The organism is Pseudomonas sp. 5P_5.1_Bac1 (assembly GCF_025466015.1).
Lineage (GTDB): Bacteria > Pseudomonadota > Gammaproteobacteria > Pseudomonadales > Pseudomonadaceae > Aquipseudomonas.
In genome coordinates this window covers 1-23,492 of the sequence record NZ_JANLNX010000103.1, presented here as the reverse complement: position 1 = coordinate 23,492, position 23,492 = coordinate 1, and the positions used below count along the sequence as shown (strand labels likewise).

The 23,492-nt window shown below is 66.3% G+C and carries 23 protein-coding genes; 16 read left to right on the top strand and 7 right to left on the bottom strand.

What is annotated here, in order from left to right:
• Positions 1 to 36 precede the first annotated feature (36 nt).
• Positions 37 to 633 carry a MarC family protein gene (locus tag NTD82_RS21875; RefSeq protein WP_262130199.1) on the top strand — a complete coding sequence of 199 codons (597 nt, stop codon included), beginning with the start codon at positions 37 to 39 and terminating at the stop codon, positions 631 to 633.
• Positions 634 to 642: 9 nt separating this feature from the next.
• On the opposite strand, the gene NTD82_RS21870 is transcribed toward NTD82_RS21875, so the two are convergent.
• The 7 genes from NTD82_RS21870 to cobG all read right to left on the bottom strand — a co-directional run bounded on the left by NTD82_RS21870 (position 643) and on the right by cobG (position 7,189).
• Positions 643 to 1,263, bottom strand: coding sequence for a hypothetical protein (locus NTD82_RS21870; protein WP_262130198.1), 621 nt, complete (start codon positions 1,261 to 1,263; stop codon positions 643 to 645).
• 12 nt (positions 1,264 to 1,275) lie between these two features.
• Entirely contained in the window at positions 1,276 to 1,941 is a 666-nt protein-coding gene (locus NTD82_RS21865) for a hypothetical protein (RefSeq protein ID WP_262130197.1), read from the bottom strand.
• 39 nt (positions 1,942 to 1,980) lie between these two features.
• Positions 1,981 to 2,676, bottom strand: coding sequence for a hypothetical protein (locus tag NTD82_RS21860; protein WP_262130196.1), 696 nt, complete (start codon positions 2,674 to 2,676; stop codon positions 1,981 to 1,983).
• A gap of 97 nt (positions 2,677 to 2,773) precedes the next feature.
• Positions 2,774 to 4,474 (bottom strand): precorrin-3B C(17)-methyltransferase, encoded by a 1,701-nt coding sequence (gene cobJ, locus NTD82_RS21855; protein ID WP_262130195.1) that lies wholly within the window; start codon positions 4,472 to 4,474, stop codon positions 2,774 to 2,776.
• Complete coding sequence (locus NTD82_RS21850) at positions 4,474 to 5,205, bottom strand: precorrin-2 C(20)-methyltransferase (RefSeq protein WP_175653383.1); 732 nt, start codon at positions 5,203 to 5,205, stop codon at positions 4,474 to 4,476. The genes cobJ and NTD82_RS21850 overlap by 1 nt, the downstream gene beginning before the upstream one ends.
• Positions 5,205 to 5,831 (bottom strand): precorrin-8X methylmutase, encoded by a 627-nt coding sequence (locus tag NTD82_RS21845; RefSeq protein ID WP_095156023.1) that lies wholly within the window; start codon positions 5,829 to 5,831, stop codon positions 5,205 to 5,207. The genes NTD82_RS21850 and NTD82_RS21845 overlap by 1 nt, the downstream gene beginning before the upstream one ends.
• On the bottom strand, positions 5,828 to 7,189 hold the full coding sequence (gene cobG, locus NTD82_RS21840; protein ID WP_262130194.1) for a precorrin-3B synthase: 1,362 nt from the start codon (positions 7,187 to 7,189) through the stop codon (positions 5,828 to 5,830). The genes NTD82_RS21845 and cobG overlap by 4 nt, the downstream gene beginning before the upstream one ends.
• 81 nt (positions 7,190 to 7,270) lie before the next feature.
• On the opposite strand from cobG, the gene cbiE reads away from it, so the two are divergent.
• From cbiE to urtD, 15 genes are all read left to right on the top strand, one after another.
• Positions 7,271 to 8,476 (top strand): precorrin-6y C5,15-methyltransferase (decarboxylating) subunit CbiE, encoded by a 1,206-nt coding sequence (gene cbiE, locus NTD82_RS21835; protein ID WP_262130193.1) that lies wholly within the window; start codon positions 7,271 to 7,273, stop codon positions 8,474 to 8,476.
• Positions 8,469 to 9,563, top strand: coding sequence for a cobalt-precorrin-5B (C(1))-methyltransferase (locus NTD82_RS21830; RefSeq protein WP_262130192.1), 1,095 nt, complete (start codon positions 8,469 to 8,471; stop codon positions 9,561 to 9,563). The genes cbiE and NTD82_RS21830 overlap by 8 nt, the downstream gene beginning before the upstream one ends.
• Complete coding sequence (locus NTD82_RS21825; protein ID WP_262130191.1) at positions 9,560 to 10,291, top strand: cobalt-precorrin-6A reductase; 732 nt, start codon at positions 9,560 to 9,562, stop codon at positions 10,289 to 10,291. The genes NTD82_RS21830 and NTD82_RS21825 overlap by 4 nt, the downstream gene beginning before the upstream one ends.
• An 85-nt stretch (positions 10,292 to 10,376) precedes the next feature.
• Positions 10,377 to 10,814: an NfeD family protein gene (locus NTD82_RS21820; protein ID WP_095156018.1), complete on the top strand. Its 438-nt coding sequence runs from the start codon at positions 10,377 to 10,379 to the stop codon at positions 10,812 to 10,814.
• A 37-nt stretch (positions 10,815 to 10,851) separates the two neighbouring features.
• Positions 10,852 to 11,706, top strand: a complete 855-nt coding sequence (locus NTD82_RS21815; RefSeq protein WP_095156017.1) for an SPFH domain-containing protein — start codon at positions 10,852 to 10,854, stop codon at positions 11,704 to 11,706.
• Between the two features lie 158 nt (positions 11,707 to 11,864).
• Positions 11,865 to 12,245, top strand: coding sequence for a DUF2946 domain-containing protein (locus NTD82_RS21810; protein WP_262130189.1), 381 nt, complete (start codon positions 11,865 to 11,867; stop codon positions 12,243 to 12,245).
• Between the two features lie 49 nt (positions 12,246 to 12,294).
• Complete coding sequence (locus NTD82_RS21805; RefSeq protein ID WP_262130187.1) at positions 12,295 to 12,774, top strand: copper chaperone PCu(A)C; 480 nt, start codon at positions 12,295 to 12,297, stop codon at positions 12,772 to 12,774.
• A gap of 19 nt (positions 12,775 to 12,793) precedes the next feature.
• On the top strand, positions 12,794 to 13,228 hold the full coding sequence (locus tag NTD82_RS21800; RefSeq protein WP_262130186.1) for a DUF2946 domain-containing protein: 435 nt from the start codon (positions 12,794 to 12,796) through the stop codon (positions 13,226 to 13,228).
• Between the two features lie 79 nt (positions 13,229 to 13,307).
• A complete protein-coding gene (locus NTD82_RS21795; RefSeq protein ID WP_262130185.1) occupies positions 13,308 to 15,386 on the top strand; it encodes a TonB-dependent copper receptor in 2,079 nt (692 codons plus the stop codon).
• 49 nt (positions 15,387 to 15,435) lie between these two features.
• On the top strand, positions 15,436 to 16,803 hold the full coding sequence (locus NTD82_RS21790; protein ID WP_262130184.1) for a PepSY-associated TM helix domain-containing protein: 1,368 nt from the start codon (positions 15,436 to 15,438) through the stop codon (positions 16,801 to 16,803).
• 123 nt (positions 16,804 to 16,926) lie between these two features.
• Positions 16,927 to 18,333 (top strand): D-serine/D-alanine/glycine transporter, encoded by a 1,407-nt coding sequence (gene cycA / locus NTD82_RS21785; RefSeq protein WP_095156009.1) that lies wholly within the window; start codon positions 16,927 to 16,929, stop codon positions 18,331 to 18,333.
• Positions 18,334 to 18,633: 300 nt separating this feature from the next.
• Entirely contained in the window at positions 18,634 to 19,899 is a 1,266-nt protein-coding gene (urtA, locus tag NTD82_RS21780; RefSeq protein ID WP_262130183.1) for an urea ABC transporter substrate-binding protein, read from the top strand.
• A gap of 127 nt (positions 19,900 to 20,026) precedes the next feature.
• On the top strand, positions 20,027 to 21,526 hold the full coding sequence (urtB, locus tag NTD82_RS21775) for an urea ABC transporter permease subunit UrtB (protein WP_262130182.1): 1,500 nt from the start codon (positions 20,027 to 20,029) through the stop codon (positions 21,524 to 21,526).
• Positions 21,526 to 22,605 carry an urea ABC transporter permease subunit UrtC gene (urtC, locus tag NTD82_RS21770; RefSeq protein ID WP_110971393.1) on the top strand — a complete coding sequence of 360 codons (1,080 nt, stop codon included), beginning with the start codon at positions 21,526 to 21,528 and terminating at the stop codon, positions 22,603 to 22,605. Before urtB ends, urtC begins: the two co-directional genes overlap by 1 nt.
• Positions 22,602 to 23,453 (top strand): urea ABC transporter ATP-binding protein UrtD, encoded by an 852-nt coding sequence (gene urtD, locus NTD82_RS21765; RefSeq protein WP_262130181.1) that lies wholly within the window; start codon positions 22,602 to 22,604, stop codon positions 23,451 to 23,453. The genes urtC and urtD overlap by 4 nt, the downstream gene beginning before the upstream one ends.
• Positions 23,454 to 23,492 lie beyond the last annotated feature (39 nt).

The window sequence follows — 23,492 nt, the reverse complement described above, 5'->3', positions numbered from 1 at the left end:
CTTGCCCGGCCTTTTCTTCTTTCGCGAGCCCAGACCATGCTTCATGAGTTGTTCAGCGTTTACCTGAAAATGCTCGTGCTCTACAGCCCGTTCTTCGTCCTGTCCTGCTTCATCAGCCTGACCCGCGGTTATTCCAGCAAGGAGCGCAAGCACCTGGCCTGGAAGGTGGCCATGGGCGTGCTGATCGCCAGCGTGCTGCTGTACCTGTTCGGTCGGGTGATCTTCGGCGTCTTCGGGATTACCGCCGATGCCTTCCGCATCGGTGCCGGCAGCGTGCTGTTCATTTCCGCGCTGGGCATGGCCCAGGGCAAGTCGGCGGTGCAGACCGACAACGTGCAGCAGGACGTCACCATCGTGCCGCTGACCATCCCTCTGACCGTCGGCCCCGGCACCATCGGTGCGCTGTTGGTGATGGGCGTCGGCCAGCCGCATTGGGACGACAAGTTGCTGGCCATCGTCAGTATCGCGCTGGCCAGCTTCACCGTCGGCCTGGTGCTCTACCTCTCCAACCGCATCGAGCGGATCCTCGGCGACCAGGGCCTGCAGATCGTCAGCCGACTCATGGGCCTGTTCGTCTGCGCCCTTGCCGCGCAGATCATCTTCACCGGGATCAAGGGCTACCTGGTTTCCTGAGCCCGCGCCTCAAAGCTCGTAGACATCCTGCTGAAGAGCCTGCTCCAGGCTCTTCCCGATCCGCGCACCAAACTTCTGCTCGAACAGACGCACATTGAAACGCACCAGCTCGATGCGTGACCCGGTCACCACCCGTTCTCGGTAGAGAAACCCGTTGAGTCGCTCCTCGCGCTCCAGGGTTTCGTGGTACAGCACCAGATCCACGTAACCTGGCTTGATGATCCGGCAGGGCAACAACTGGAAAGACTCCTGCGCCAGCGAGCGGGCCTCGAAACGGTAGAGCGCCGCTTCGCTGGCCTGCAGCGCCTCGATGGACCAGCGAGTCATGTCGGAGTACTGGCTGTCGGCGGTGGCATTGATCTGCCCCAGCACATCGTTCAGCGCTTTGCGGCGTTGCAGATTGGGGTCGAAGGATTCCCTCGGCGACCTGGCGTCCCAGCCGAGAAACATCAGTTGTCGTCGGTAAAAGCTGTAGCCGTCGCTCACCAACTGGTTATCCAGGGCGTCCTGCGTCGCCCGCTGGGCGAACAGCATCGCCATCTGGACGCGCTCGCGGACGTCTTTGCCGATATCGGGAAAAAAGGACATCAGGGCATTGCCCACGACGGATGCCCGAGGTTGATCTGCCATAGCGTTCTTGCCTCAGTGAAGGGTGCAACCGGTCGCCGTATCGAGCAGCAGACGGGCGAAGCGGTCGTGTCCGGTTTCAAGCAATTCGGGCGCGGGCTCGGCCATCAGGCTCTGGAACGACAGATCGCCACGCAACGCAGCGCCATCCAGCGCGGCCACCAGCCAGTCGCGGCCAGGCGTCTCGCTGGTTTCCAGGGCGAGGCTGCACAGGCTGAGTCGCAACCCGGGCCGCAGTACGCCCATTTCCAGCACCAGACGGGCGCCACCTTGTGGTGAGCGCCGCAGCGCCGCACCGCTCAGTCGCTCGATACCCGCCTGCAGCGGGTCCAGCGCATCGATGCAACGCTCCAGCACTGCGCCCAGTTCCGGGTGCTGGCAACTCAGCCACAACACCAGCGGCTGCATCGGCGCCAACACCGTCCGGCACTGCGCGGCGTCGACGCTCTGGCAACTGTGGGTCACCCGCCAGCCGCGTTGGCCGAGGGCACTGCGATAGGCGCGATACCATTGCCGGTGCTCGCCGAACCGCGAGGTCATCAGACTGTCCGCCGAGCGTTGCGCATAACGCAGCGAGCCCAGCACATTCTGGCGCTCCACATCCCCGACCTGAGGGGCAACCAGCATCAGGCTGCCCTCGCTGGTCCACATCGTGTAGCCGTCGATATCCACGTCGGTCATCTCCAGAAAAATGCCAATGGCCCGCTGCTTCAGCGTCGGTCAGATGTCGTAGTCCATGATCCTGGCCACGGCCCGCTCACCCAGGCGCTGCTCCACGCCCGTGCGCACGCTGGCATACACCTGGCTGTTGAACGACAGGGCCGCGGTGCTCTTGTAGGTCGCCGACGTGGAGCTGTCCCAATCGAACACCAGGGCATCGATGTCCTCCTTGCGCACCGAGCGCTGGACCGCGCCGAGCGCCATCACCACTTCGCCGCTCTCGGTTTCAGTGCAGGAGGCCAGGCCGATGACGACATGGGTGCGTTTTTCCAGATTGCGCTTGAACACGGTCAAGGCCTTTTCGTTGCTCTCAAGGCCGGTGATCGCCGCCTCGGCGAGCGCCTTGATCGCGGCGGTCACCGGCCCACCCAGCAGCAGGCTGGTGGCCGCCGACTGCACAGCCTTGACCGCGACGTTGGCGACCTTGAGCGACTGGCCGGTGGTGCTTTCCTTTTCATGGGTGCGGTGCGCCACGACCCAGCCGCAATCCCCCATGACCTGGAGGAAGGACTTGAACCAGGATTCGCTCATGGCGGTCTGGTCGTGGAGCTTATTGGCGACCAGGGTGGCGAACAGGAAGCTGTTTTTCACGTCGATGCGGCTTTGCGCGGACATGCCGGCGCCGAAGGCCACAAGGGAGTTTTCCACCACGGCGGCGGAACTGGTGTTCGAAGATGGGTTGCTGTCGTTGGTCATGGCAAAGTCCTTTTTGAGGTGTTCCCTCTCGGGGAGGGAACGCCAAGGTACGTTGCGACGACAGCAGGGTCAGGAACGAAGCCTTTCCCCGCAGTGCTCAGTCCGCCTGGGGATACCAGCGCGGCGTGTAGACCCACTCGCCGCCATCGGCGCGGGCGAAGGTGCGGGTGGTGCTGGAACCGATCAGCACCATGGTGCGCATGTCGACCATCTCCGGCTGCAACTCGCCCAACCGAATGGCCTTGAGCGATTGCCCCGGCCGGGCGATGTCGCGGCCGAGCACCACGGGCGTTTGCGGTCCGCGATGGCGCCGGACGATGTCCAGCGCCTGCCCCAGTTGCCAGGGCCGCGAACGCGAGATCGGGTTGTAGAAGGCCAGGGCCAGGTCCGCCTCGGCGGCCAGGTCCAGACGCTTCTCGATGATCGACCACGGCTTGAGGTTGTCCGACAGCGAGATCACGCAGAAGTCATGCCCCAGCGGCGCCCCGGCCTGGGCCGCGGTAGCCAGCGAGGCGGAAATGCCCGGCAGCATTTCCAGCTCGACCCGGTGCCAGGCCGGATCGTCGGACGCTTCCAGCGCTTCCAGCACCGCTGCGGCCATGGCGAACACGCCAGGGTCGCCGGACGACACCACCACCACCGAACGCCCTTGCGCCGCCAGCTCGAAAGCGTGACGGGCGCGTTGCAGTTCTTCGCGGTTGTCGGTGCAGTGCAGCACCTGATCGGCACGGAATGGCCCGGCCATGCGCACGTAGGTTTCATAGCCAAGCACATCGTTGGCCCGCGCCAACTCGGCCTTGACCGCTGGCGCCATAAGCTCGGTGGAGCCCGGACCAAGGCCGATCACCGCGACGCGGCCCCGGCCCTGGCCAATGCGTTGCGGATCGATCGGCTCGTTGGCCACGGCAATCGCCAGGCCCTCGCCCACCGCCTGCGGTGCCAGCAACTGCGGCAATGCCCGCGCCGCCAGGGCGCTGACCGAGGCTTGTGCCGGGGCGAAACGCAGCGGCACACCCAACTCCCGCGCCGCGTCGTGCAAAGCCGGCACGGCCATTTCGTCGTCATTGGCGAGCAGGCAGGCCAGCGACGCCTCGGCGATCTTCGCGTCGTGCAAGGCCGCGCGAACCGCTTCGGCCGGTGCCGCGACCGAGGCCGAAACCGCCACCAACACGCAGCGCGGATGGATCAGCAATTCGTTGGCCGCCGCCTCACGCTCGGCACAGCCGACATGGATGGTCAGCGACGCCTGCTCGTCCTGCGGCAAGCGCGCTTCGTCGAGCCAAGGCGCGGCGCCTTCGATGCGCACGCGCTCGCCGGCCAGCAAGTCGGAGACGAAGCGCTTGCCCAGCTCCAGGTCCGCCAGGGCATAGCCGCTGGGAGGATTGAGCAGGCAGGTGCCGAAGCGCAGTTCGCCACTGGTGGTGATCGCCGCGGCGACGCCCAGTCCGGCGCCGATTTCCCGGGCCATGACATTGACTCCGCCCAGCCCGCCGAGCAGCGGCACGACCGCGCTGCCGTCCTCGGCCACGGCCAGCACCGGCGGCTCCGCGCCCTTCTCCAGCAATACGCCGGCGAGGCTGCGGATCACGATGCCGGCGGCGCACAAGGCGATGATCGGCGTGTCCTGTTGATAGAGCTGGCGCAAGCTCGCGCCGAACTCCTGATAGGTGACATCGACGCCCTCGACCCGGCCAGCCAGGCCGTGGATCAGGGCATCGGGATAAAGCTGCTGGATCTTGCGGGCCGTGGCCACGCTGCCTTTGCCGAGGATGACAATGGCCGGTGCGCGTCGGGTCATCAGCCTTGCCACCTTTCGCCGGGAACGATGATCAGCGAGAAGTACGGCGACGACGCCGGGTCGACCTCATCCAGCGCGACGATCTTCTGGTTGGCCATGGTCGCCCGCTCCACATACAGCGCGCGGCCATCGAGGCCCAACTCGGTCAGCACCTGGCGGACCTTGGGGAAGTTGCGCCCGAGCTTCATGATCACCGCCGCGTCGGCATCGGCCAGGCGGCGCTTGAGTTCGTCATGGGGCAGCACGCCGGACAACACCGACAGGCTCTGGTTGCGGTACACCAGCGGCGCGCCGAGCACCGAAGCACCACCGAGCATCGAGCAGACACCCGGGATCACCTGGGCGTCATACCGTTCGGCCAGGCGATCGTGAAGGTACATGTAGGAGCCGTAAAAGAACGGATCGCCCTCGCAGATCACCGCCACGTCGCGGCCCGCGTCCAGATGCGCGGCAACTTCGATACTCGCGGCATCGTAGAAATCGCTGATGACCTGCTCGTAGGACAGCGGCGCCGGCAGCGCCTCGGTGGTCACCGGATAAACCAGTGGCAACAGGGTCTGCTCGCTTTGCAGGTACTGCTCGATGATGCCGAAGGCGTTGCCGCGTTTGCCCTTGGCGACGAAGTACGCCACCACCGGGGCTTCACGCAGCAGACGCAGGGCCTTGAGGGTGATCAGCTCGGGATCCCCAGGGCCGACGCCCAGGCCGAGCAAACGTCCGCGGGCCTGCATCATTCAACCTCCGTGGCGAGGGCGTTGACCGCGGCGGCGGCCATGGCGCTGCCGCCCAGACGCCCTTCGACGATCACGAACGGCACGCCACGGCTGTCCGCCGCGAGCATCGCCTTGGACTCCGCCGCACCGACGAAGCCCACCGGGAAGCCGAGGATCAGCGCCGGTTTCGGCGCGCCGGCGTCGATCATTTCCAGCAGATAGAACAGCGCGGTCGGCGCGTTGCCGATCACCACCACGCTGCCTTCCAGGTGCGGGCGCCACAACTCCAGGGCTACCGCCGAACGGGTGTTGCCCAGTTCCTTGGCGAGGTCCGGCACGCTGTCGTCACGCAAGGTGCAGATCACCTCGTTGTTGGCCGGCAGGCGCGCGCGGGTGATGCCTTCGGCAACCATCCGCGCGTCGCAGAGAATCGGCGCGCCAGCGGCCAGGGCTTCACGCCCGGCCTTGCCGGCGCCTTCGGAAAAGCGCAGGGCATCGACCACCTCGACCATGCCGCAGGCATGGATCACCCGTACCGCGAGCTTTTCCAGGTCGGCCGGAATCCGCTCCAGGCGGGCCTCCTGGCGAATGATGGCGAAGGAGTTGCGATAAATCTCCTGGCCGTCGCGGATGTAATCAATCATCGAGGGTTGCTCCGTGGGCGGGCGTCCAGCGTGGCGCCCGCTTCTTCCAGTGTCAGGTTGCGCCCGGCGACAACGCCGGGGCCCGGCTGCGCCGGGTCGTGAAAATACAGGTCATAGCGACCGGGGCCGACCGCCAGCAAGGTGACCGGCGCAGTGTGCGCCATGGCGCAGGAACGGCCGCAGCCGCTCAAGTGAACGCCGGCCACCGGGACCGGCTGGCGCAGGCTGAAGGCCAGTTGCAGCGCATCGCCCTTGGTGTCGGCGAGGGCCTTGGCGCAGCCGGCCGAGCCGGTGCAGGCGACCACGCCGGCCAGCGGCTCGGCGGCGTCGGTGATCAAACCAAGGTGAAGCAAGGCGGCCAGCACCCGTTCGGCGCGGCCAACGGCAATGTTCGGCAGCAGCACGCTCTGCCAGGGCGTCATGCGCAGGCTGCCGTCGCCCAATTCTCGGGCCAGCCCGCCGACGCCGCGCAATTGCGCCGCGCTCAGGCGACCCAGCGGTGCCATCGCGCCCACCGCGACCCGCTCGGCCTGCTGCTGGGGATAGACACCCAGGTGGCGCGCGAGGTCACGTCCGGGGCGACGCCAGTCGAGCACCGCGGCGTCGCGGCGCAGCGCCAACGGCAAGCCGGCGAGGAAGGCGTCGGTGGACAGCGTCTCCAGCAATTGGCGCATCCGCGACTGACCGGCATCGGCCAGATCGAGGAATCGCTCCAGCACCGCCCGCACCAGCGCCAGCCCCGCCGCCAGCGGCACGGCGGCCACCGGCGCATCCCGTCCCGGACAGCCTGCCAGGCCGAAGGCCAGCCACAACTCGTCGTCCAGGCGCAGCGGCGACAGCCACAGGTCATGGGGGTGCCAGAGCATTGCCAGGTCTTCGCCGCCATCGAGTTGCACGGCGAACTTGGCCGACAGCGCATGGAAGCGCGGCGTGGTCTGCAGCAGGTCGAGTATCTGCGCGCCCAGCGCGCGGGTGTCGAACAGCATGGCCGGGTCGAGGCCCGCGGCGGGGCTGAGCATCAGGTTGCGCACGTCGTCGCCGGCGGCGACCCGCGGGCCCAGGCCAGCCGCCAGCAGGTGCGCGATCAGACCCTGCGGGTCGCTACCAACGCCACGAATCTGCAGGTTGCTGCGGTTGGTCACCTCGATCACGCCACCGGCGAAACGCTCGGCGGCCTCGGCCACCGCTTCGGCCTGGTCGGCATCCAGGTGCCCGGCATCGAGCTTGATCCGCGAGATGCCACCGTCGCGTGCCTGGACAATGCGCCACAGCCCCGGGCAGGCCGAGGGGCGAATGGCAGGAGCGGGCTGGGACTGATTCAAGGGTTCACCCGTCAATCGTGAAATGGGGCTGGGCATCGGAAGGCGCGGTATTATGCCTGCTTTGCCCGGCGGCGGGCCAAGCCTGCCGGTCGGATAGGCCCGGAAAAGAGGAACGGCATGGCGCCCTGGTTGACCATAGTAGGAATCGGCGAAGACGGCTTCAGCGGCCTCGGCAAGCAAGCCCGGCGCGCCCTGCTGCACGCCGCCAGGGTGTTCGGCAGCCCACGCCAGCTCGACCTGCTGCCCCATTGCCTGAAGGCCGAGCGCCTGACCTGGCCGAGCCCGTTCTCGCTGGCGCCGGTGCTGGCCCTGCGCGGCGAGCCGGTGTGCGTGCTGGCCAGCGGCGACCCGATGTTCTACGGCGTTGGCGCCAGCCTCGCGCGGCAAGTCCCGGCCGATGAGCTGAACGTGATTTCCGCGCCCTCCTCCTGCGCCCTCGCCGCCGCCCGCCTCGGCTGGCCGTTGCAGGACGTGGTCATTGTTTCCGTGGTCGCCCGTCCGCTGGCGCAACTCAACGCCCACCTCTACAGCGGTCAGCGCCTGCTGGTGCTGAGCAACGATGGCGACAGCCCCGCCGCGATCGCCGCATTGCTGCGCGAACGCGGCTTCGGCCCGAGCCAGTTGCAGGTGCTGGAACACCTGGGCGGCAGCGCCGAACGTCACCGGCAAGGTAGCGCCAGCGACTGGAATGAGCACGCTATCGCCGACCTTAATCTGGTCGCCATCGAATGCCGCGCCGACGCCAACGCGCCGCGCCTGTCGCCCCTCGCCGGGCTGCCGGACAACGCCTTCCAGCATGACGGACAGATCACCAAGCGCGATGTCCGCGCCATCACCCTCGCCCGCCTCGCCCCGCAACCGGGCGAGTTGCTCTGGGACGTCGGCGCCGGCAGCGGCTCGATCGGCATCGAGTGGATGCGCGCGCACCCGGCGTGCCGCGCGCTGGCCATCGAGGCCGACGACGGCCGCCAGCAACTGATCGAACTCAACCGCGACGCCCTCGGCGTACCCGGCCTGCATCTGGTGCGCGGACGGGCGCCGGAAGCACTGCACGGACTGGAGCGCCCGGACGCGATCTTCATCGGCGGCGGCGTCACCGTGCCCGGCGTGCTGGAGCACTGCTGGGAGCAGTTGCGCCCCGGCGGCCGGCTGGTCGCCAACGCGGTGACCCTGCAAAGCGAAGTGCGCCTGATGGACTGGCGCGAACGCCACGGCGGTGAACTGACCCGCATTCATGTTGCCCAGGCCCAGCCGCTGGGCGGCTTCGACACCTGGCGCCAGGCGCTGCCGATCACCCTGCTCGACGCCATCAAGCATGCGTGACGAAACCGCCGAACAGCCGGCGCCGCTGCGCAGCGGCCTGACCACCGGCAGTTGCGCCACCGCCACCAGCCTCGCCGCCGCGCGCCTGCTGTTGACCGGGCAAGCGCACGACGCGGTGGAAATCACCCTGCCCAAGGGCAAGCAGGTGCAGATGCGCCTGGAGTTCTGCCGCCTGCACGCGGCGGGCGCCGAGGCCGGCACGCTCAAGGACGCTGGCGACGACCCCGACGTGACCCACGGCGCCCTGCTCTATAGCCGCGTGCGCCTGCTGGACGAACCCGGCGTGCGCTTCGTCGCTGGCCAAGGCGTCGGCACCGTGACCCGGCCCGGGCTGGTGCTGACGGTGGGCGAACCGGCGATCAACCCGGTGCCGCGGCGGATGATGACGGAGCACCTGACCCGCCTCGCGCAGGAATGCAATTACCCCGGCGGCTTCGAGGTCACTGTGAACGTGCAGGACGGCGAAAACCTCGCGCTGAAAACCATGAACCCGCGCCTGGGCATCCTCGGCGGGCTGTCGATCCTCGGCACCAGCGGCATTGTCCGGCCCTTCTCCTGCTCGGCCTACATCGCCTCGATCCACCAAGGCATCGACGTCGCCAAGACCAACGGCTACGAACACATCGCCGCCTGCACCGGCAACGCCAGCGAAGACACCATGCGCCGGGTCTACGCCCTGCCGGAAATCGCCCTGATCGAGATGGGCGACTTCGTCGGCGCGGTGCTCAAGCACCTGCGCAAGGTGCCGGTGGCGCGCCTGAGCCTGTGCGGTGGCTTCGGCAAGATCAGCAAACTGGCCGCCGGGCACATGGACCTGCACAGCCGCCATTCCAGCATCGACCTGCCGCAACTGGCGCAATGGGCCGCGGCGGTCGGCGCCGATGCGGCGCTGCAAGCGACCATCGTCCAGGCCAATACCAGCCAGCAGGCCCTGGCGCTGGCCCACGCCGCTGGCGTGCCGCTGGGCGATGCGGTCTGCGCCCATGCGCTGGCTTTCGCCCGCAGCGTGGTGCCGGCGCAGGTGCAGGTCGAGGTGTTCGCCATCGACCGCCAGGGCGGCATCGTCGGCAAGGCGGGTGTGCAATGAGCCGGCGCATCCTGCTGCTCGGCGGCGTCACCGAGGCCCTGCGCATCGCCCGCCAGTTGGGGCCCGAGCACGTCTACAGCCTGGCCGGGATCGGCCGGGTGCCGGATGACCTGGCCTGCCAGGTGCGCGTCGGCGGTTATGGCGGCGCGGACGGCCTGGCCGCCTACCTGCGCGAGGAGGGCATCGAGCTGCTGATCGACGCCACCCACCCCTACGCCGCGCAAATCAGCGCCAACGCCGCCCGCGCCGCGACCCTCGCCAGCATTCCCTGCTGGGCCCTGCGCCGTCCCGCGTGGCAGGCCCAGGCCGGCGACGACTGGCGCGAGGTCGCCGACTGGGCCGAACTGATCGCCGCACTGCACACCTTCCGCCGCCCGCTGTTCACCCTCGGCCGCGAACCGCTGCAACATCTGGATGAAATACCCGACCATCAGTTCTGGACCCTGCGCGCACTCGACGCCTGCCCCGGCAACGACCGCTGCGAAGTAATCGGCGCCCGTGGGCCGTTCCTGCTGGACGACGAGCGGCAGCTGTTCGAACGCCGCCAGATCGACGTTCTGATCAGCAAGAACAGCGGCAGCGGCGCCACCGAACCGAAGTTGCAGGTGGCCCGCGAGCGCGGCGTGCCGGTGCTGATTCTCGGCCGTCCGGCACTGCCCGAGGTCGACCGTCACTTCACCGACCCGGCCGCGCTGCTCGCCGCGCTGGCTGACGGACACCTCCTGTAATAGGCCAGTGCACCACTCAGGTATTGCCAACACACCGGCAAGCGATTCCAATGCCTCATCCTTTTCCCTACGCAAGGCTGCGACTATGGAACTGCAATGGTGGATCTGGCTCGTTCTGGGCTTTGGCCTGATCTTGCTGGAGCTGGTACTGCCCACCTTCTTCATCATCTGGTTCGGCATCGGCGCCGTGGCGGTCGGCGTGATCGCCGGGCTGGTGCCGGGCCTGTCCCTGGCCAGCGAGCTGATGATCTGGGTGGTGCTCTCGTCCCTCACCGTCGCCCTCTGGTTCAAGGTGTTCAAACCCCGCAAGGCGGACAACCGCTGGACCGCCGACGAAGTGATCGGCGAAGTCGGCCTGCTGACCGCGCCCGTCTCGGAATTCCAGAAAGGCCGCGTCCGTTTCCAGAAGCCGATCCTCGGCAATGAAGAGTGGGTCTGCATCGCCAACAGCGACATCGCCTCCGGCGAGCGGGTCCGCATCCTCGCGATCGAGGGCAACATCGTCCGGGTCGGCAAGGCCTGAAACCGTTTCAAGACACCATCAAAGGAAGAGAAATGTCATGACCAGTCTAATCATTACCGCCACCATCGCCCTGTTCGTCCTCATCACCGTATTCAAGGGCGTACGCATCGTGCCCCAGGGCGAGGAATGGATCGTCGAGCGCCTGGGGCGCTACCACAACACCCTCAAGCCGGGCCTGAACATCCTCATCCCGTACATGGACGTGGTGGCCTACCGGCTGCCGACCAAGGACATCATCCTCGACGTGCAGCAGCAGGAAATCATCACCAAGGACAACGCGGTGATCGTCGCCAACGCCCTGTGCTTCGCCAAGGTGGTGGACCCGCAGAAAGCCGCCTACGGCGTGGTGAACTACGCCTACGCGGTTACCAGCCTGACCATGACCTCGCTGCGCGCCATCGTCGGCGCCATGGAACTGGACGAAGCGCTGTCCAGCCGCGAGCAGATCAAGGCGCGCCTGCGCGACGCGATGTCGGAGCAGACCGAAGACTGGGGCATCACCGTGCGTTCGGTGGAAATCCAGGACATCAAGCCCTCGCCGAGCATGCAGTCGGCCATGGAACGCCAGGCCGCGGCCGAGCGTGAGCGTAAAGCCGACGTGACCCGCGCCGAAGGTGCCAAGCAGGCCGCGATCCTCGAAGCCCAGGCGCGCCAGGAATCGGCCAAGCTCGACGCCGCCGCCCAGGTCAACCTGGCCGAGGCTTCGGCCCAGGCCATCACCCTGGTCAAGAACGCCGTGGGCAATGACGTGACCCCGGCCATGTACCTGCTGGGCGAACGCTACATCAGCGCCATGGAAAGCCTCGCGGCCAGCAACAATGCCAAGCTGGTGGTGTTGCCGGCGGATCTGCAAGAGGCGGTCAGGGGCATGCTGGGTCGGGCGAAGGCCTGACCTGCTGTGCAGGCCATCGCGACGGTTCGGCGCGGTGGTCTGCGCAGTTGCTCCCACACCTTGCGAATCGACTGCGACACTTCATCACACCCCCATTTTTTACATCCCCGGGAGTTTCAGGCTAAATAGCCATCATTCGAATCCCACCGGATCAACCCATGCCCGCACACCGGCCCGCCCTTGCCTGGATCGCCTGCTTCGCAGTGCTGTTCAATCTGCTGGCGATGCCGTTGTCCGCCAACGCCGCCAGGGCGCCCGCCGAGCAACTGCTGTGGGGCGCCTTCTGTTCCACCGGCGGCACCAAGCTGATCGCCGTCTCCCTCGGCCAAGCCGACCCGCAAAACGACGATCACGCCGTGATGCAGCATTGCTGGTGCTGCTCCGGTGCCGCGCCGTTGCTGGCGCTGCCGGGCCAGGCGCCGCAACTGGTGCTGCCGACGCACGCCTTCGCCAACACCTCGGCCCTCGCCCAGCCCACCCAGCCCACGCCGCGTGAACTGTGGCCCTCGCTCAATCCCCGCGCCTCTCCCGCCGTTTGATTCACTACGCTGATACCTGCGAACAATCTGAATCGACCGGAGATTTTTCATGCTCAAGAACGTCCTGATGCTGGCTGCCCTGCTGCTGCCCGCCAGCTTCGCCAGTGCCCACGAATACACCAAGGGTGACCTGCATATCGCCCACCCGTGGTCGCTGCAACTGCCGCCGAACGCACCCAACGTGGCGGCCTATTTCATCATCGACAACAAGGGCAAGGAGGACGACCGCCTGCTCAGCGTCGACACCCCAATCAGCGACCGTTCCGAGTTGCACGAACACGTGATGACCGGCGACGTGATGCGCATGCAGCAAGTCGCCAACGTCGCCGTGCCGGCGGGCGGCAAAGTGGTGTTCAGCCCGAGCGCCTACCACGTGATGATCATGCAGCCCAAGGACCGCAGCCTGCTCAGCGACGGCAAGCGCTTCCCGCTGACCCTGCACTTCGAAAAGGCCGGCGATATCACCGTGGACGTCGCGGTGCAGAAGCAGCCGCCTGAAGGCGGCGACGAGCACCAGCACCAGCACTGATCCCTGAGCGCCGCTCGCCATGAGCCTCGCCCGCACCGGACGCCACCGGCCCCCGCGCCCTGACCACAGGACACTGCGCGCGGGCTGGCTGAGCCTGTTCGCCATGCTGATGATCTTCATCGGACCGCTGGTTTCCCAGTCGATGCCGATGGATCACAGCACCTCCATGTCGATGAACATGGACATGGGCGCAGGCACGGACGACGCGGCGGGCCATCACGGCGACGCGCACCATGGCGGCGGCGATCCGTCGCTGCACGTTCTGTGGGAGAAGTGCGGCTATTGCAGCCTGTTCTTCCATTGCCCGGCACTGCCGCAGCAACTGAGCCTGCTCAACAGCGAGGCCGTCCCGGCCAGCCACCGTCTTGTCGTTCTACCCCGCCAGGGCCATCCGCGCCCGACGTTCTTCCCCGGCGCCCGCAGCCGCGCGCCACCTTCCCGCAACGTCGTCTGAACATTCCGAAACAGCGCTCGTCACCGGCCTATCGCCGCGTGCGTGCGCACCTTCATGACTGATCGATGTTGGAAGACCTATGTCCAGCTCCACCCCTGTCTATCGTTTGTCCCTGCGCGGGACCATTGCGCTGCTGTGCGGCAGCCTCTTCGTTCCCGCAGCCCTGGCCGCGGAAACCGGCCACGAAGGCCATGACCACGGCCAGCCGGAACTCAGCCCCACGGTCATCACCGCCGTGGCGCCCAGTTCGCCGCTGACCGTGGTCACCAACCCCAAGGACCCGCGCCAGCCCGTCCCGGCCAGCGACGGTGCCGACTACCTGAAGACCATCCCCGGTTTCTCGGCGATCCGCTCCGGCGGCACCAACGGTGACCCGGTGCTGCGCGGCATGTTCGGCTCGCGGCTGAACATCCTCACCAACGGCGGCCTGATGCTCGGCGCCTGCCCGAACCGGATGGACGCGCCGACCTCCTACATTTCCCCGGAAACCTACGACCGCCTCACCGTGATCAAGGGCCCGCAAAGCGTGCAGTGGGGCCCGGGCGCGTCCGCCGGAACCATCCTCTTCGACCGCGAGCCGGAGAAATTCGGCGAGCTGGGCACCCGGGTCAACGCCAGCCTGCTGGCCGGCTCCAATGGCCGTTTCGACAAGGTGCTGGATGCCGCCGCCGGTGGCAGCCAGGGCTACGTGCGCTTCGTCGGCAACCAGTCGCGCTCCGACGACTATGAAGACGGCCATGGCGACACCGTGCCGTCGAAATGGGACAAGTGGAACGGCGACGTCGCCGTTGGCTGGACCCCGGACAGCGACACCCTGCTGGAGCTGACCGCTGGCCGCGGCGACGGTGAAGCACGCTACGCCGGGCGTGGCATGGACGGTTCGCAGTTCAAGCGCGAAAGCCTCGGCCTGCGTTTCGAGAAATCCAATATCGGCGAAGTCTTCGACAAGCTCGAGGCGCAGGTCTACTACAACTACGCCGACCACGTGATGGACAACTACAGTCTGCGCACGCCGTCCGGCATGGGCATGATGGCCGGCCCCATGGTCAGCAACGTCGACCGCCGCACCATGGGCGCGCGCATCAAGGGCACCTGGCGCTGGGAAGACGTCAGTCTGGTCGCCGGCATCGACGCCCAGACCAACGAACACCGCAAGCGCGGTGGCATGGGCATCGACGTGCACAAGCAGCAGCCGTGGACCAAGGACGCGGATTTCCATAACTACGGCGCGTTCGGCGAGCTGACCTGGGAGCTGGACAGCCAGGATCGCCTGGTCAGCGGCGCCCGCCTGGACCGCGCCTCGGCCAGGGATTTCCGCAAGACCGTCACGTCCAGAATGATGGTCATGCCCAATCCGACCGCCGGCAACACCCGCGCCGACACCCTGCCCAGCGGCTTCCTGCGCTACGAGCACGATCTGGTCGACGCGCCGGCCACCGCCTATGTCGGAATCGGCCATGTGCAGCGTTTCCCCGATTACTGGGAGCTGTTCTCGCCCACGTTCGGCCCGGTCGGCTCGGTCAATGCCTTCGATGCGATCAAGCCGGAGAAGACCACGCAACTGGACTTCGGCATCCAGTACAAGACCGAAGACCTGGAAGCCTGGGCCTCGGGATACGTCGGCCAGGTGCGCGACTTCATCCTCTACGACTACACCGCTGACACCAGCGTCTCCCGCGCTGGCAACGTCGACGCCCGGATCATGGGCGGCGAGCTGGGCGTTGCCTATCAACTGACCAGCAACTGGAAGGCTGACGCGACCCTGGCCTACGCCTGGGGCAAGAACAGCAGCGACGGCTCGGCCCTGCCGCAGATGCCGCCGCTGGAAAGCCGCCTCGGCCTGACCTACAGCGAATCCGACTGGAGTGCCGGCGCCCTGTGGCGATTGGTCTCGGCGCAGAATCGCATCTCGGAAAACTACGGCAACATCGTCGGCAAGGACTTCGAGAAAACCGGCGGTTTCGGCGTGTTCTCGCTCAACGGCGCCTATCGTGTGAGCAAGAACCTCAAGCTCAGCGCCGGCGTCGACAACCTGTTCGACAAGGCCTACGCCGAGCACCTGAACCTGGCGGGCAATGCCGGCTTCGGCTACTCGGGCTTTGAACCGGTCAGCGAGCCGGGGCGTACGCTCTGGACCAAGGTCGACCTGAGTTTCTGATCTAACCCGGGCGCGGCCAGTCGCCGCGCCCACCACCTGGGAGCGCTCCATGAGCAAACCTTCGTTTTCGTTCTACAACCTGGCCTGGCGCTGGCATTTCTATGCCGGGTTGTTCGTGGCGCCGTTCATGATCCTGCTGGCCATCACCGGGATCATCTACCTGTTCAAGCCACAGCTCGATCCGCTGATGTACCGCTCGTTGATGGTGGTCGAGGCCGGTCACCACCGGCATGGCGCCGACCATCTGCTGCACACCGTGAAGGCCGCTTACCCACAGGGCCAGGTCAGCCAGTACCTGCCGGCGCCGGCCGCCGACCGCAGCGCACAGTTCGTGGTCAAGGACGGCGGGCAGGAACTCAACGTATTCGTCGATCCGTACACCGGCACGCTGCTCGGCGCGCAGGATGCCAAGAGCAACCTGCAAGCCGTGGCTCGCGCGCTGCACGGCGAACTGATGATCGGCACCACGGGCGACCGCCTGGTGGAACTGGCCGCGGGCTGGGGCATCGTCCTGGTGGTGTCCGGCCTGTATCTGTGGTGGCCGCGGGGCGGGCGAATGGCCGGCGTGTTGTGGCCGCGCCTGAGCGCCCGCGGGCGTCTGCTCTGGCGTGACCTGCACGCGGTCAGCGGTTTCTGGGGTTCGCTGGTCCTGCTGCTGATGCTGCTCAGCGGCATGACCTGGACCGGCTTCTGGGGCAAGCAATACGCCGACCTGTGGAACCGCTTTCCGGCAGCGATGTGGAACGAGGTGCCGACCTCCGACCAGGAAGCCCGCACCCTCAACACCGCCGCCCGCCAGACCGTGCCCTGGGCGGTGGAAAACACGCCGATGCCGCAGTCGTCCGGCGCCCATGCCGAGCACCAGGGGCACATGACGATGGACAACGCCCCGGCTGCGCCGCAGGTCAGCCTGCAGCAGGTGGAGGAGTTGGCCAACGCGCGTGGCGTCGAACCCGGCTACAGCATCACCCCACCGACCACGGCCAGCGGCGTGTTCACCATCGCCGTATTCGCCGACGACCCGCGCAACGACGCCACCCTGCATGTCGACCAATACACCGGCAAGGTGCTGGTGGACGTGCGCTGGAAAGACTACAGCCCGGTGGCCCGGGCCACGGAACTGGGGGTCATGCTGCATGAAGGCAAGATGTTCGGCTGGTTCAACCAGATGCTGATCCTGCTGATCTGCCTGATGGTATTGCTGGGCTCGGTCAGCGGCCTGGTGATGTGGTGGAAACGCCGCCCCGAAGGCGGCCTCGGCGTACCGCCGCTGCGTCACGACCTGCCACGCTGGAAGACCGCCACTGTGGTCATGCTGGTGCTGGGCGTGGCGTTTCCGCTGGTGGGGGTGTCGATGCTGGTGGTGTGGGGGTTGGACAAAGTGTTCGGGAGGCGGTTGTTGACGGCGCGGGTTTGAGATCCACAAAGCAGGGCATGCCCCTAAAGTCGAGTCACTTTGCCGCGTCTAGGTTGCGGGTTTGCGTGTTAGCCTACCCGCCGCTTCACGCACAAGAAGACTGCAATTTATGGAATGCATGCAATGAATCAAGACCTCACAAAGGACTCGCAGGAACACCACCTGCAACGCAACCTCACCAACCGCCACATCCAGTTGATCGCCATCGGCGGTGCCATCGGCACCGGTCTGTTCATGGGGTCGGGCAAGACCATCAGCCTCGCCGGCCCGTCGATCATTTTCGTCTACATGATCATCGGCTTCATGCTGTTCTTCGTCATGCGGGCGATGGGCGAGCTACTGCTGTCGAACCTCAACTACAAATCCTTCATCGATTTTTCCGCCGACCTGCTGGGCCCCTGGGCCGGTTACTTCACCGGCTGGACCTACTGGTTCTGCTGGATCATCACCGGCATCGCCGATGTGATCGCGATCGCCGCGTACTCACAGTTCTGGTTCCCCGACCTGCCGCAATGGATACCGGCGCTGGCCTGTGTCGGCGTGCTGCTGTCGCTGAACCTGATCACCGTGAAGCTGTTCGGCGAGATCGAGTTCTGGTTCGCGATGATCAAGATCGTCGCCATCCTCGGCCTGATCGGCACCGGCCTGTACATGGTGTTCAGCGGCTTCCAGTCGCCCACCGGGAACACCGCCAGCTTCGCCCACCTGTGGAATGACGAGGGCATGTTCCCCCACGGGCTGATGGGCTTCTTCGCCGGATTCCAGATCGCCGTGTTCGCCTTTGTCGGCATCGAGCTGGTCGGCACCACCGCCGCCGAAGCCAAGGACCCGGAGCGCACCCTGCCACGGGCGATCAACTCCATCCCGCTGCGGATCATCATGTTCTACGTCTTCGCCCTGATCGCCATCATGGCGGTGACCCCATGGCGTGACGTGGTGCCGGGCAAGAGCCCGTTCGTGGAGCTGTTCATCCTCGCGGGCCTGCCGGCCGCCGCGGCGGTGATCAACTTCGTGGTGCTGACGTCCGCCGCCTCGTCGGCCAATAGCGGCGTGTTTTCCACCAGCCGCATGCTGTTCGGCCTGGCCCAGGAAGGCGACGCGCCCAAGGCGTTCGAAAAGCTCTCCAGCCGTGACGTGCCGGCCAACGGCCTGTATTTCTCCTGCACCTGCCTGCTGCTCGGCGCCGCGCTGATGTACGTGATCCCGGACCTGGTGGAGGCCTTTACCCTGGTCACCACCGTCTCGGCGATCCTGTTCATGTTCGTCTGGTCGCTGATCCTGCTGTCGTACCTGAAGTACCGCACGCACCGCGCCGCGCTGCATGCGGCGTCGAAGTACAAGATGCCTGGCGGTCGCTTCATGTGCTGGGCGTGCCTGGTGTTCTTCGCCGCGATCCTGGTGCTGTTGAGCTTCGAGAGCGACACCCGCCAGGCGCTGATCGTCACGCCGTTGTGGTTCGTGTTGCTGACCGTGACCTACCAGTTCGTGCGCAACAGGCGCCATCCGCGCACTGCCGTGCGAGGCAACTGATAACGTTATCGAAGGGGCCAGCCGGCCCCTTTTTTTCGCCTCATTGCTGTGCATCGGGTTGATGCGTGGCACCAGTCTGGCTCCTGTCCCTGGGACCGCGCTGCGGTCCTTCGCGAGCAAGCTCGCTCCTACAGGGCACCCCCCCAACCCACGGTCTAGTGCCTTCCCTGTAGGAGCGAGCTTGCTCGCGATGCCCCCAAAACCCCACCGCCTCCGTCTTGTACACAAGACGGCACACCACTTGCAAAAGCCCTTTCCGCGAGTCGCCAACACCCAAGAACTCAACGGAGAGAGAGCACCATGAAGCGTCGTAGTCTGATCAAGGCCTTTACCCTCAGCGCGTCCATCGCCGCAATGGGCATGAGCTGGACCCTGCAGGCCGCCGAAACCATCAAGGTCGGCATCCTTCATTCGCTGTCGGGCACCATGGCGATCTCCGAAACCTCGCTCAAGGACATGGCCCTCATGACCATCGAGCAGATCAACGCCAAGGGCGGCGTCAACGGCAAGATGCTGGAAGCGGTGGTGGTAGACCCGGCGTCGAACTGGCCGCTGTTCGCCGAGAAGAGCCGGCAATTGCTGACCCAGGACAAGGTGGCCGTGGTGTTCGGCTGCTGGACCTCGGTGTCGCGCAAGTCGGTGCTGCCAGTGTTCGAAGAACTCAACGGGCTGCTGTTCTACCCGGTGCAGTACGAAGGTGAAGAGATGTCGCCGAACGTGTTCTACACCGGCGCGGCGCCGAACCAGCAGGCCATTCCGGCGGTGGAATACCTGATGAGCGAAGAAGGCGGCGCGGCCAAGCGCTACTTCCTGCTCGGCACCGACTACGTCTACCCGCGCACCACCAACAAGATCCTGCGCGCCTTCCTGCACTCCAAAGGCGTGGCCGACAAGGACATCGAAGAGGTCTACACCCCGTTCGGTCACGCCGATTACCAGACCATCGTCGCGAACATCAAGAAGTTCTCCGCCGGCGGCAAGACCGCGGTCATCTCTACGGTCAACGGCGACTCCAACGTGCCCTTCTACAAGGAACTGGCCAACCAGGGCCTGAAAGCCACAGACGTTCCGGTGGTGGCGTTCTCGGTGGGCGAGGAAGAACTGCGCGGCATCGACACAAAGCCGCTGGTCGGCCATCTGGCGGCGTGGAACTACTTCGAGTCGGTGGAGAACCCGGTCAACACCCAGTTCGTGTCCGACTGGAAAGCCTACGCCAAGGCCAAGAACCTGCCGGGCGCGGACAAGGCGGTGACCAACGACCCGATGGAAGCCACCTACGTCGGCATCCACATGTGGGCGCAGGCAGCCGAGAAAGCCAAGTCCACCGATGTCGACAAAGTCCGCGCAGCCCTGGCCGACCAGAGCTTCAAGGCGCCGTCCGGTTTCACCCTGACCATGGACAAGACCAATCACCACCTGCACAAGCCGGTGATGATCGGCGAGATCCAGGACGACGGTCAGTTCAACGTGGTCTGGCAGACCGAGGCGCCGCTGCGGGCGCAGCCGTGGAGCCCGTTCATTCCGGGTAACGACAAGCGGCCGGATTATGCGGTGAAGGGCAACTGATACAGCCCCCATCGCGAGCAAGCTCGCTCCTACACTCGCCACGCCTTATCCGTAGGAGCGAGCTTGCTCGCGAAGGGCCGCAGAGCGGCCCCAAAAACCTCGAATCCTCCAAAGGGACCCCCGCGCCATGCCCAAGGCCCTCTACCGTCTCATGCTTTGCCTGTGCCTGTTGCTGCCCTTCGCCGCTCACGCCAACGAAGCCGAATACTTCGCCACCGCCAAGCCCAACGACCAGGCCCGCCTGCTCCAGGACTGGGCGGCGCAACCCGAGGCTGCGCGGCTGCCACTGCTGACCTCGCTGCAACAAGGTCGCCTCGGCCCCGATGACGACCGCAAGCTACGTCTGAACAACCGCCTGCGCGGGCTGGTGGACAACGCCCTCGCCGCGCATCAGTTGCTCAGCGACGATGCCGCGTTGCGCCTGCAGGCCGCGCAGCAACTGCAAAAAAGCGCGCAACCGGCGCAGGTCGCGTTCCTCGACCGCCAATTCGCCCAGGAAAAAGACAACGCGGTGCACGCCGCGCTTGGCCTGGCCCTGGCCAATCTGCAACTGGCCGCCAGCGAACCTGCCGTGCGTCTCGCCGCCGTGCGCCTGCTCGGCGAAACCGGCGACCCGATGGCCCGCACCCGCCTCGAAGCGCTGCTCGACCCGGCGGTCGAAAGCGATGCCGGCGTGCGCACCGCCGCCGAAACCAGCCTGGCCCAGGTCAAGCGCAAGCTGCTGGTGGGCGAGTTGCTCGGCCAGGCCTTCAGCGGGCTGTCGCTGGGGTCGATCCTGCTGCTGGCGGCACTCGGCCTGGCGATCACCTTCGGTCTGCTCGGGGTGATCAACATGGCCCACGGCGAGATGCTGATGCTCGGCGCCTACACCACCTATGTGGTGCAGGTGATGGTCCAGCGTTATGCGCCCGGCGCCATCGAGTTCTACCCGCTGCTGGCGCTACCGCTGGCGTTCTTCATCAGCGCCGGGGTCGGCATGCTGCTGGAGCGCACGGTCATCCGCCACCTCTATGGCCGCCCGCTGGAAACCCTGTTGGCAACCTGGGGCATCAGCCTGATCCTGATCCAGGCCATTCGCCTGATCTTCGGCGCGCAGAACGTCGAAGTGGCCAACCCGGCCTGGTTGTCCGGCGGTATGCAGGTGCTGCCGAACCTGGTGCTGCCGTACAGCCGCATCGTCATTATCGGCTTCGCCCTGTTCGTGGTGCTGCTGACCTGGCTGCTGCTCAACCGCACCCGCCTCGGCCTGAACGTGCGCGCCGTCACCCAGAACCGCAACATGGCCGCCTGCTGCGGCGTGCCCACCGGTCGCGTCGACATGCTCGCCTTCGGCCTCGGCTCGGGCATCGCCGGCCTCGGCGGCGTCGCCCTGAGCCAGATCGGCAACGTCGGCCCTGACCTCGGCCAGAGCTACATCATCGACTCCTTCCTGGTGGTGGTGCTCGGCGGTGTCGGGCAACTGGCCGGCAGCCTCTGGGCCGCCTTCGGCCTCGGAATCGCCAACAAATTGCTGGAACCGCAGATCGGTGCGGTGCTCGGCAAGATCCTCATCCTTGCGCTGATCATTCTGTTCATCCAGAAACGCCCGCAAGGCCTGTTCGCCCTCAAGGGACGGGTAATCGACTGATGAACCAGCCTCTGCTTGTCACTGCCGCGCAAAAAGCCGGGCCACGGTTGTCTCTGGCCGTCGGCGCCATCGTCCTGCTGATCCTGCTTGCACTGCCGCTGTTGTCGCTGCTGCCCGAGGGCCACGCCCTGCAAGTCTCGGCCTACACCCTGACGCTGGTGGGCAAGATTCTCTGCTACGCCATCGTCGCGCTGGCGCTGGACCTGGTCTGGGGTTACGCCGGGCTGCTGTCGCTCGGTCACGGGTTGTTCTTCGCCCTCGGCGGCTACGCCATGGGCATGTACCTGATGCGCGAAGCCGCGGGCGACGGCCTGCCGGCGTTCATGAGTTTCCTGTCGTGGACCGAACTGCCCTGGTACTGGGCCGGCACCCAGCACTTCGCCTGGGCCATGTGCCTGGTGGTGCTGGCGCCGGGGTTGCTGGCGCTGGTGTTCGGCTACTTCGCCTTCCGCTCGCGGATCAAGGGCGTGTACTTCTCGATCATGACCCAGGCCCTGACCTTCGCCGGCATGCTGCTGTTCTTCCGCAATGAAACCGGGTTCGGCGGCAACAACGGCTTCACCAACTTCCGCACCCTGCTGGGCTTCGACGTCACCGCCCAAGGCACCCGCGCGGTGTTGTTCCTGCTCACCGTGGCCCTGCTGGTGGGCAGCCTGTACCTCGGCTGGCGACTGGCGCGGAGCAAGTTCGGCCGGGTACTGACTGCGCTGCGTGACGCCGAGAACCGCCTGATGTTCTGCGGCTACGACCCGCGCGGCTTCAAGCTCTTCGTCTGGGTGCTGAGCGCCGTGCTCTGCGGCCTGGCCGGGGCGTTGTACGTGCCGCAGGTGGGCATCATCAACCCCAGCGAAATGTCGCCGACCAACTCCATCGAAGCCGCCGTGTGGGTCGCCCTCGGTGGTCGCGGCACGCTGATCGGGCCGCTGCTGGGCGCGGGCCTGGTCAACGGCATGAAGAGCTGGTTCACCGTGGCGTTCCCGGAGTTCTGGCTGTTCTTCCTCGGCGCGCTGTTCATCCTCGTCACCCTGTACCTGCCCAAGGGCGTGGTCGGCCTGTTGAAGAAAAGGGGCGAACAATGAAGTTTCCGTCGATCCATCCTGAATTCATGCTCGAACCCATCCTCGACCCGGGCAGCGGCCGCGACGCCATCGGCCTCGGCCAGGCGCGCACCCCGGGCCTGGACGTGCGCCACGGCACGGTGCTGACCCTGGAAGACATCAACGTCAGTTTCGACGGCTTCAAGGCCCTGACCGCGCTGAACCTGTACATCGGCGTCGGTGAACTGCGCTGCATCATCGGCCCCAACGGCGCCGGCAAGACCACCATGATGGACGTCATCACCGGCAAGACCCGCCCCACCAGCGGTAAGGCGTGGTTCGGCGAAACCCTCGACCTGACCCGCATGAGCGAGGTGGAAATCGCCCAGTCCGGGATTGGCCGCAAGTTCCAGAAACCGACAGTGTTCGAAGCGCTGACCGTGTATGAAAACCTGGAACTGGCGCAGAAGACCGACAAATCGGTCTGGGCCTGCCTCGGTGCGCGCTTGAGCGGCGAGCAACAGGACCGCATCGACGAAGTGCTGACCACCATCCGCCTGGAAAGCTCGCGCCAGCGGCCCGCGGGCTTGTTGTCCCATGGCCAGAAGCAGTTCCTCGAAATCGGCATGTTGCTGATGCAGGACCCGCAACTGCTGCTGCTCGACGAACCGGTGGCGGGCATGACCGACGCCGAGACCGAGTTCACCGCCGAGCTGTTCAAGCGCCTCGCCGGCAAGCATTCGCTGATGGTGGTGGAGCACGACATGGGCTTCGTCGGCAGCATCGCCGACCACGTCACCGTGCTGCACCAGGGCAGCGTGCTGGCGGAAGGGTCGCTGGAGCAGGTGCAGGCGGATGATCGGGTGATTGAGGTTTATCTGGGTCGTTAGCTCAACGCGATCACGCTCTTCTGTAGGAGCTGGGGTGGG

Coding starts and splice junctions, on each gene's coding strand:
- urtB (WP_262130182.1), top strand. CDS start 20,027: ATGCCCAAGGCCCTCTACCGTCTCATGCTTTGCCTGTGCCTGTTGCTG.
- NTD82_RS21790 (WP_262130184.1), top strand. CDS start 15,436: ATGAGCAAACCTTCGTTTTCGTTCTACAACCTGGCCTGGCGCTGGCAT.
- NTD82_RS21860 (WP_262130196.1), bottom strand. CDS start 2,676: ATGACCAACGACAGCAACCCATCTTCGAACACCAGTTCCGCCGCCGTG.
- NTD82_RS21800 (WP_262130186.1), top strand. CDS start 12,794: ATGAGCCTCGCCCGCACCGGACGCCACCGGCCCCCGCGCCCTGACCAC.
- cobJ (WP_262130195.1), bottom strand. CDS start 4,474: ATGACCCGACGCGCACCGGCCATTGTCATCCTCGGCAAAGGCAGCGTG.
- urtC (WP_110971393.1), top strand. CDS start 21,526: ATGAACCAGCCTCTGCTTGTCACTGCCGCGCAAAAAGCCGGGCCACGG.
- NTD82_RS21810 (WP_262130189.1), top strand. CDS start 11,865: ATGCCCGCACACCGGCCCGCCCTTGCCTGGATCGCCTGCTTCGCAGTG.
- cbiE (WP_262130193.1), top strand. CDS start 7,271: ATGGCGCCCTGGTTGACCATAGTAGGAATCGGCGAAGACGGCTTCAGC.
- urtA (WP_262130183.1), top strand. CDS start 18,634: ATGAAGCGTCGTAGTCTGATCAAGGCCTTTACCCTCAGCGCGTCCATC.
- cycA (WP_095156009.1), top strand. CDS start 16,927: ATGAATCAAGACCTCACAAAGGACTCGCAGGAACACCACCTGCAACGC.
- NTD82_RS21795 (WP_262130185.1), top strand. CDS start 13,308: ATGTCCAGCTCCACCCCTGTCTATCGTTTGTCCCTGCGCGGGACCATT.
- NTD82_RS21805 (WP_262130187.1), top strand. CDS start 12,295: ATGCTCAAGAACGTCCTGATGCTGGCTGCCCTGCTGCTGCCCGCCAGC.
- NTD82_RS21870 (WP_262130198.1), bottom strand. CDS start 1,263: ATGGCAGATCAACCTCGGGCATCCGTCGTGGGCAATGCCCTGATGTCC.
- NTD82_RS21850 (WP_175653383.1), bottom strand. CDS start 5,205: ATGCAGGCCCGCGGACGTTTGCTCGGCCTGGGCGTCGGCCCTGGGGAT.
- NTD82_RS21865 (WP_262130197.1), bottom strand. CDS start 1,941: ATGACCGACGTGGATATCGACGGCTACACGATGTGGACCAGCGAGGGC.
- NTD82_RS21815 (WP_095156017.1), top strand. CDS start 10,852: ATGACCAGTCTAATCATTACCGCCACCATCGCCCTGTTCGTCCTCATC.
- NTD82_RS21820 (WP_095156018.1), top strand. CDS start 10,377: ATGGAACTGCAATGGTGGATCTGGCTCGTTCTGGGCTTTGGCCTGATC.
- urtD (WP_262130181.1), top strand. CDS start 22,602: ATGAAGTTTCCGTCGATCCATCCTGAATTCATGCTCGAACCCATCCTC.
- NTD82_RS21875 (WP_262130199.1), top strand. CDS start 37: ATGCTTCATGAGTTGTTCAGCGTTTACCTGAAAATGCTCGTGCTCTAC.
- NTD82_RS21825 (WP_262130191.1), top strand. CDS start 9,560: ATGAGCCGGCGCATCCTGCTGCTCGGCGGCGTCACCGAGGCCCTGCGC.
- NTD82_RS21845 (WP_095156023.1), bottom strand. CDS start 5,831: ATGATTGATTACATCCGCGACGGCCAGGAGATTTATCGCAACTCCTTC.
- cobG (WP_262130194.1), bottom strand. CDS start 7,189: ATGCCCAGCCCCATTTCACGATTGACGGGTGAACCCTTGAATCAGTCC.
- NTD82_RS21830 (WP_262130192.1), top strand. CDS start 8,469: ATGCGTGACGAAACCGCCGAACAGCCGGCGCCGCTGCGCAGCGGCCTG.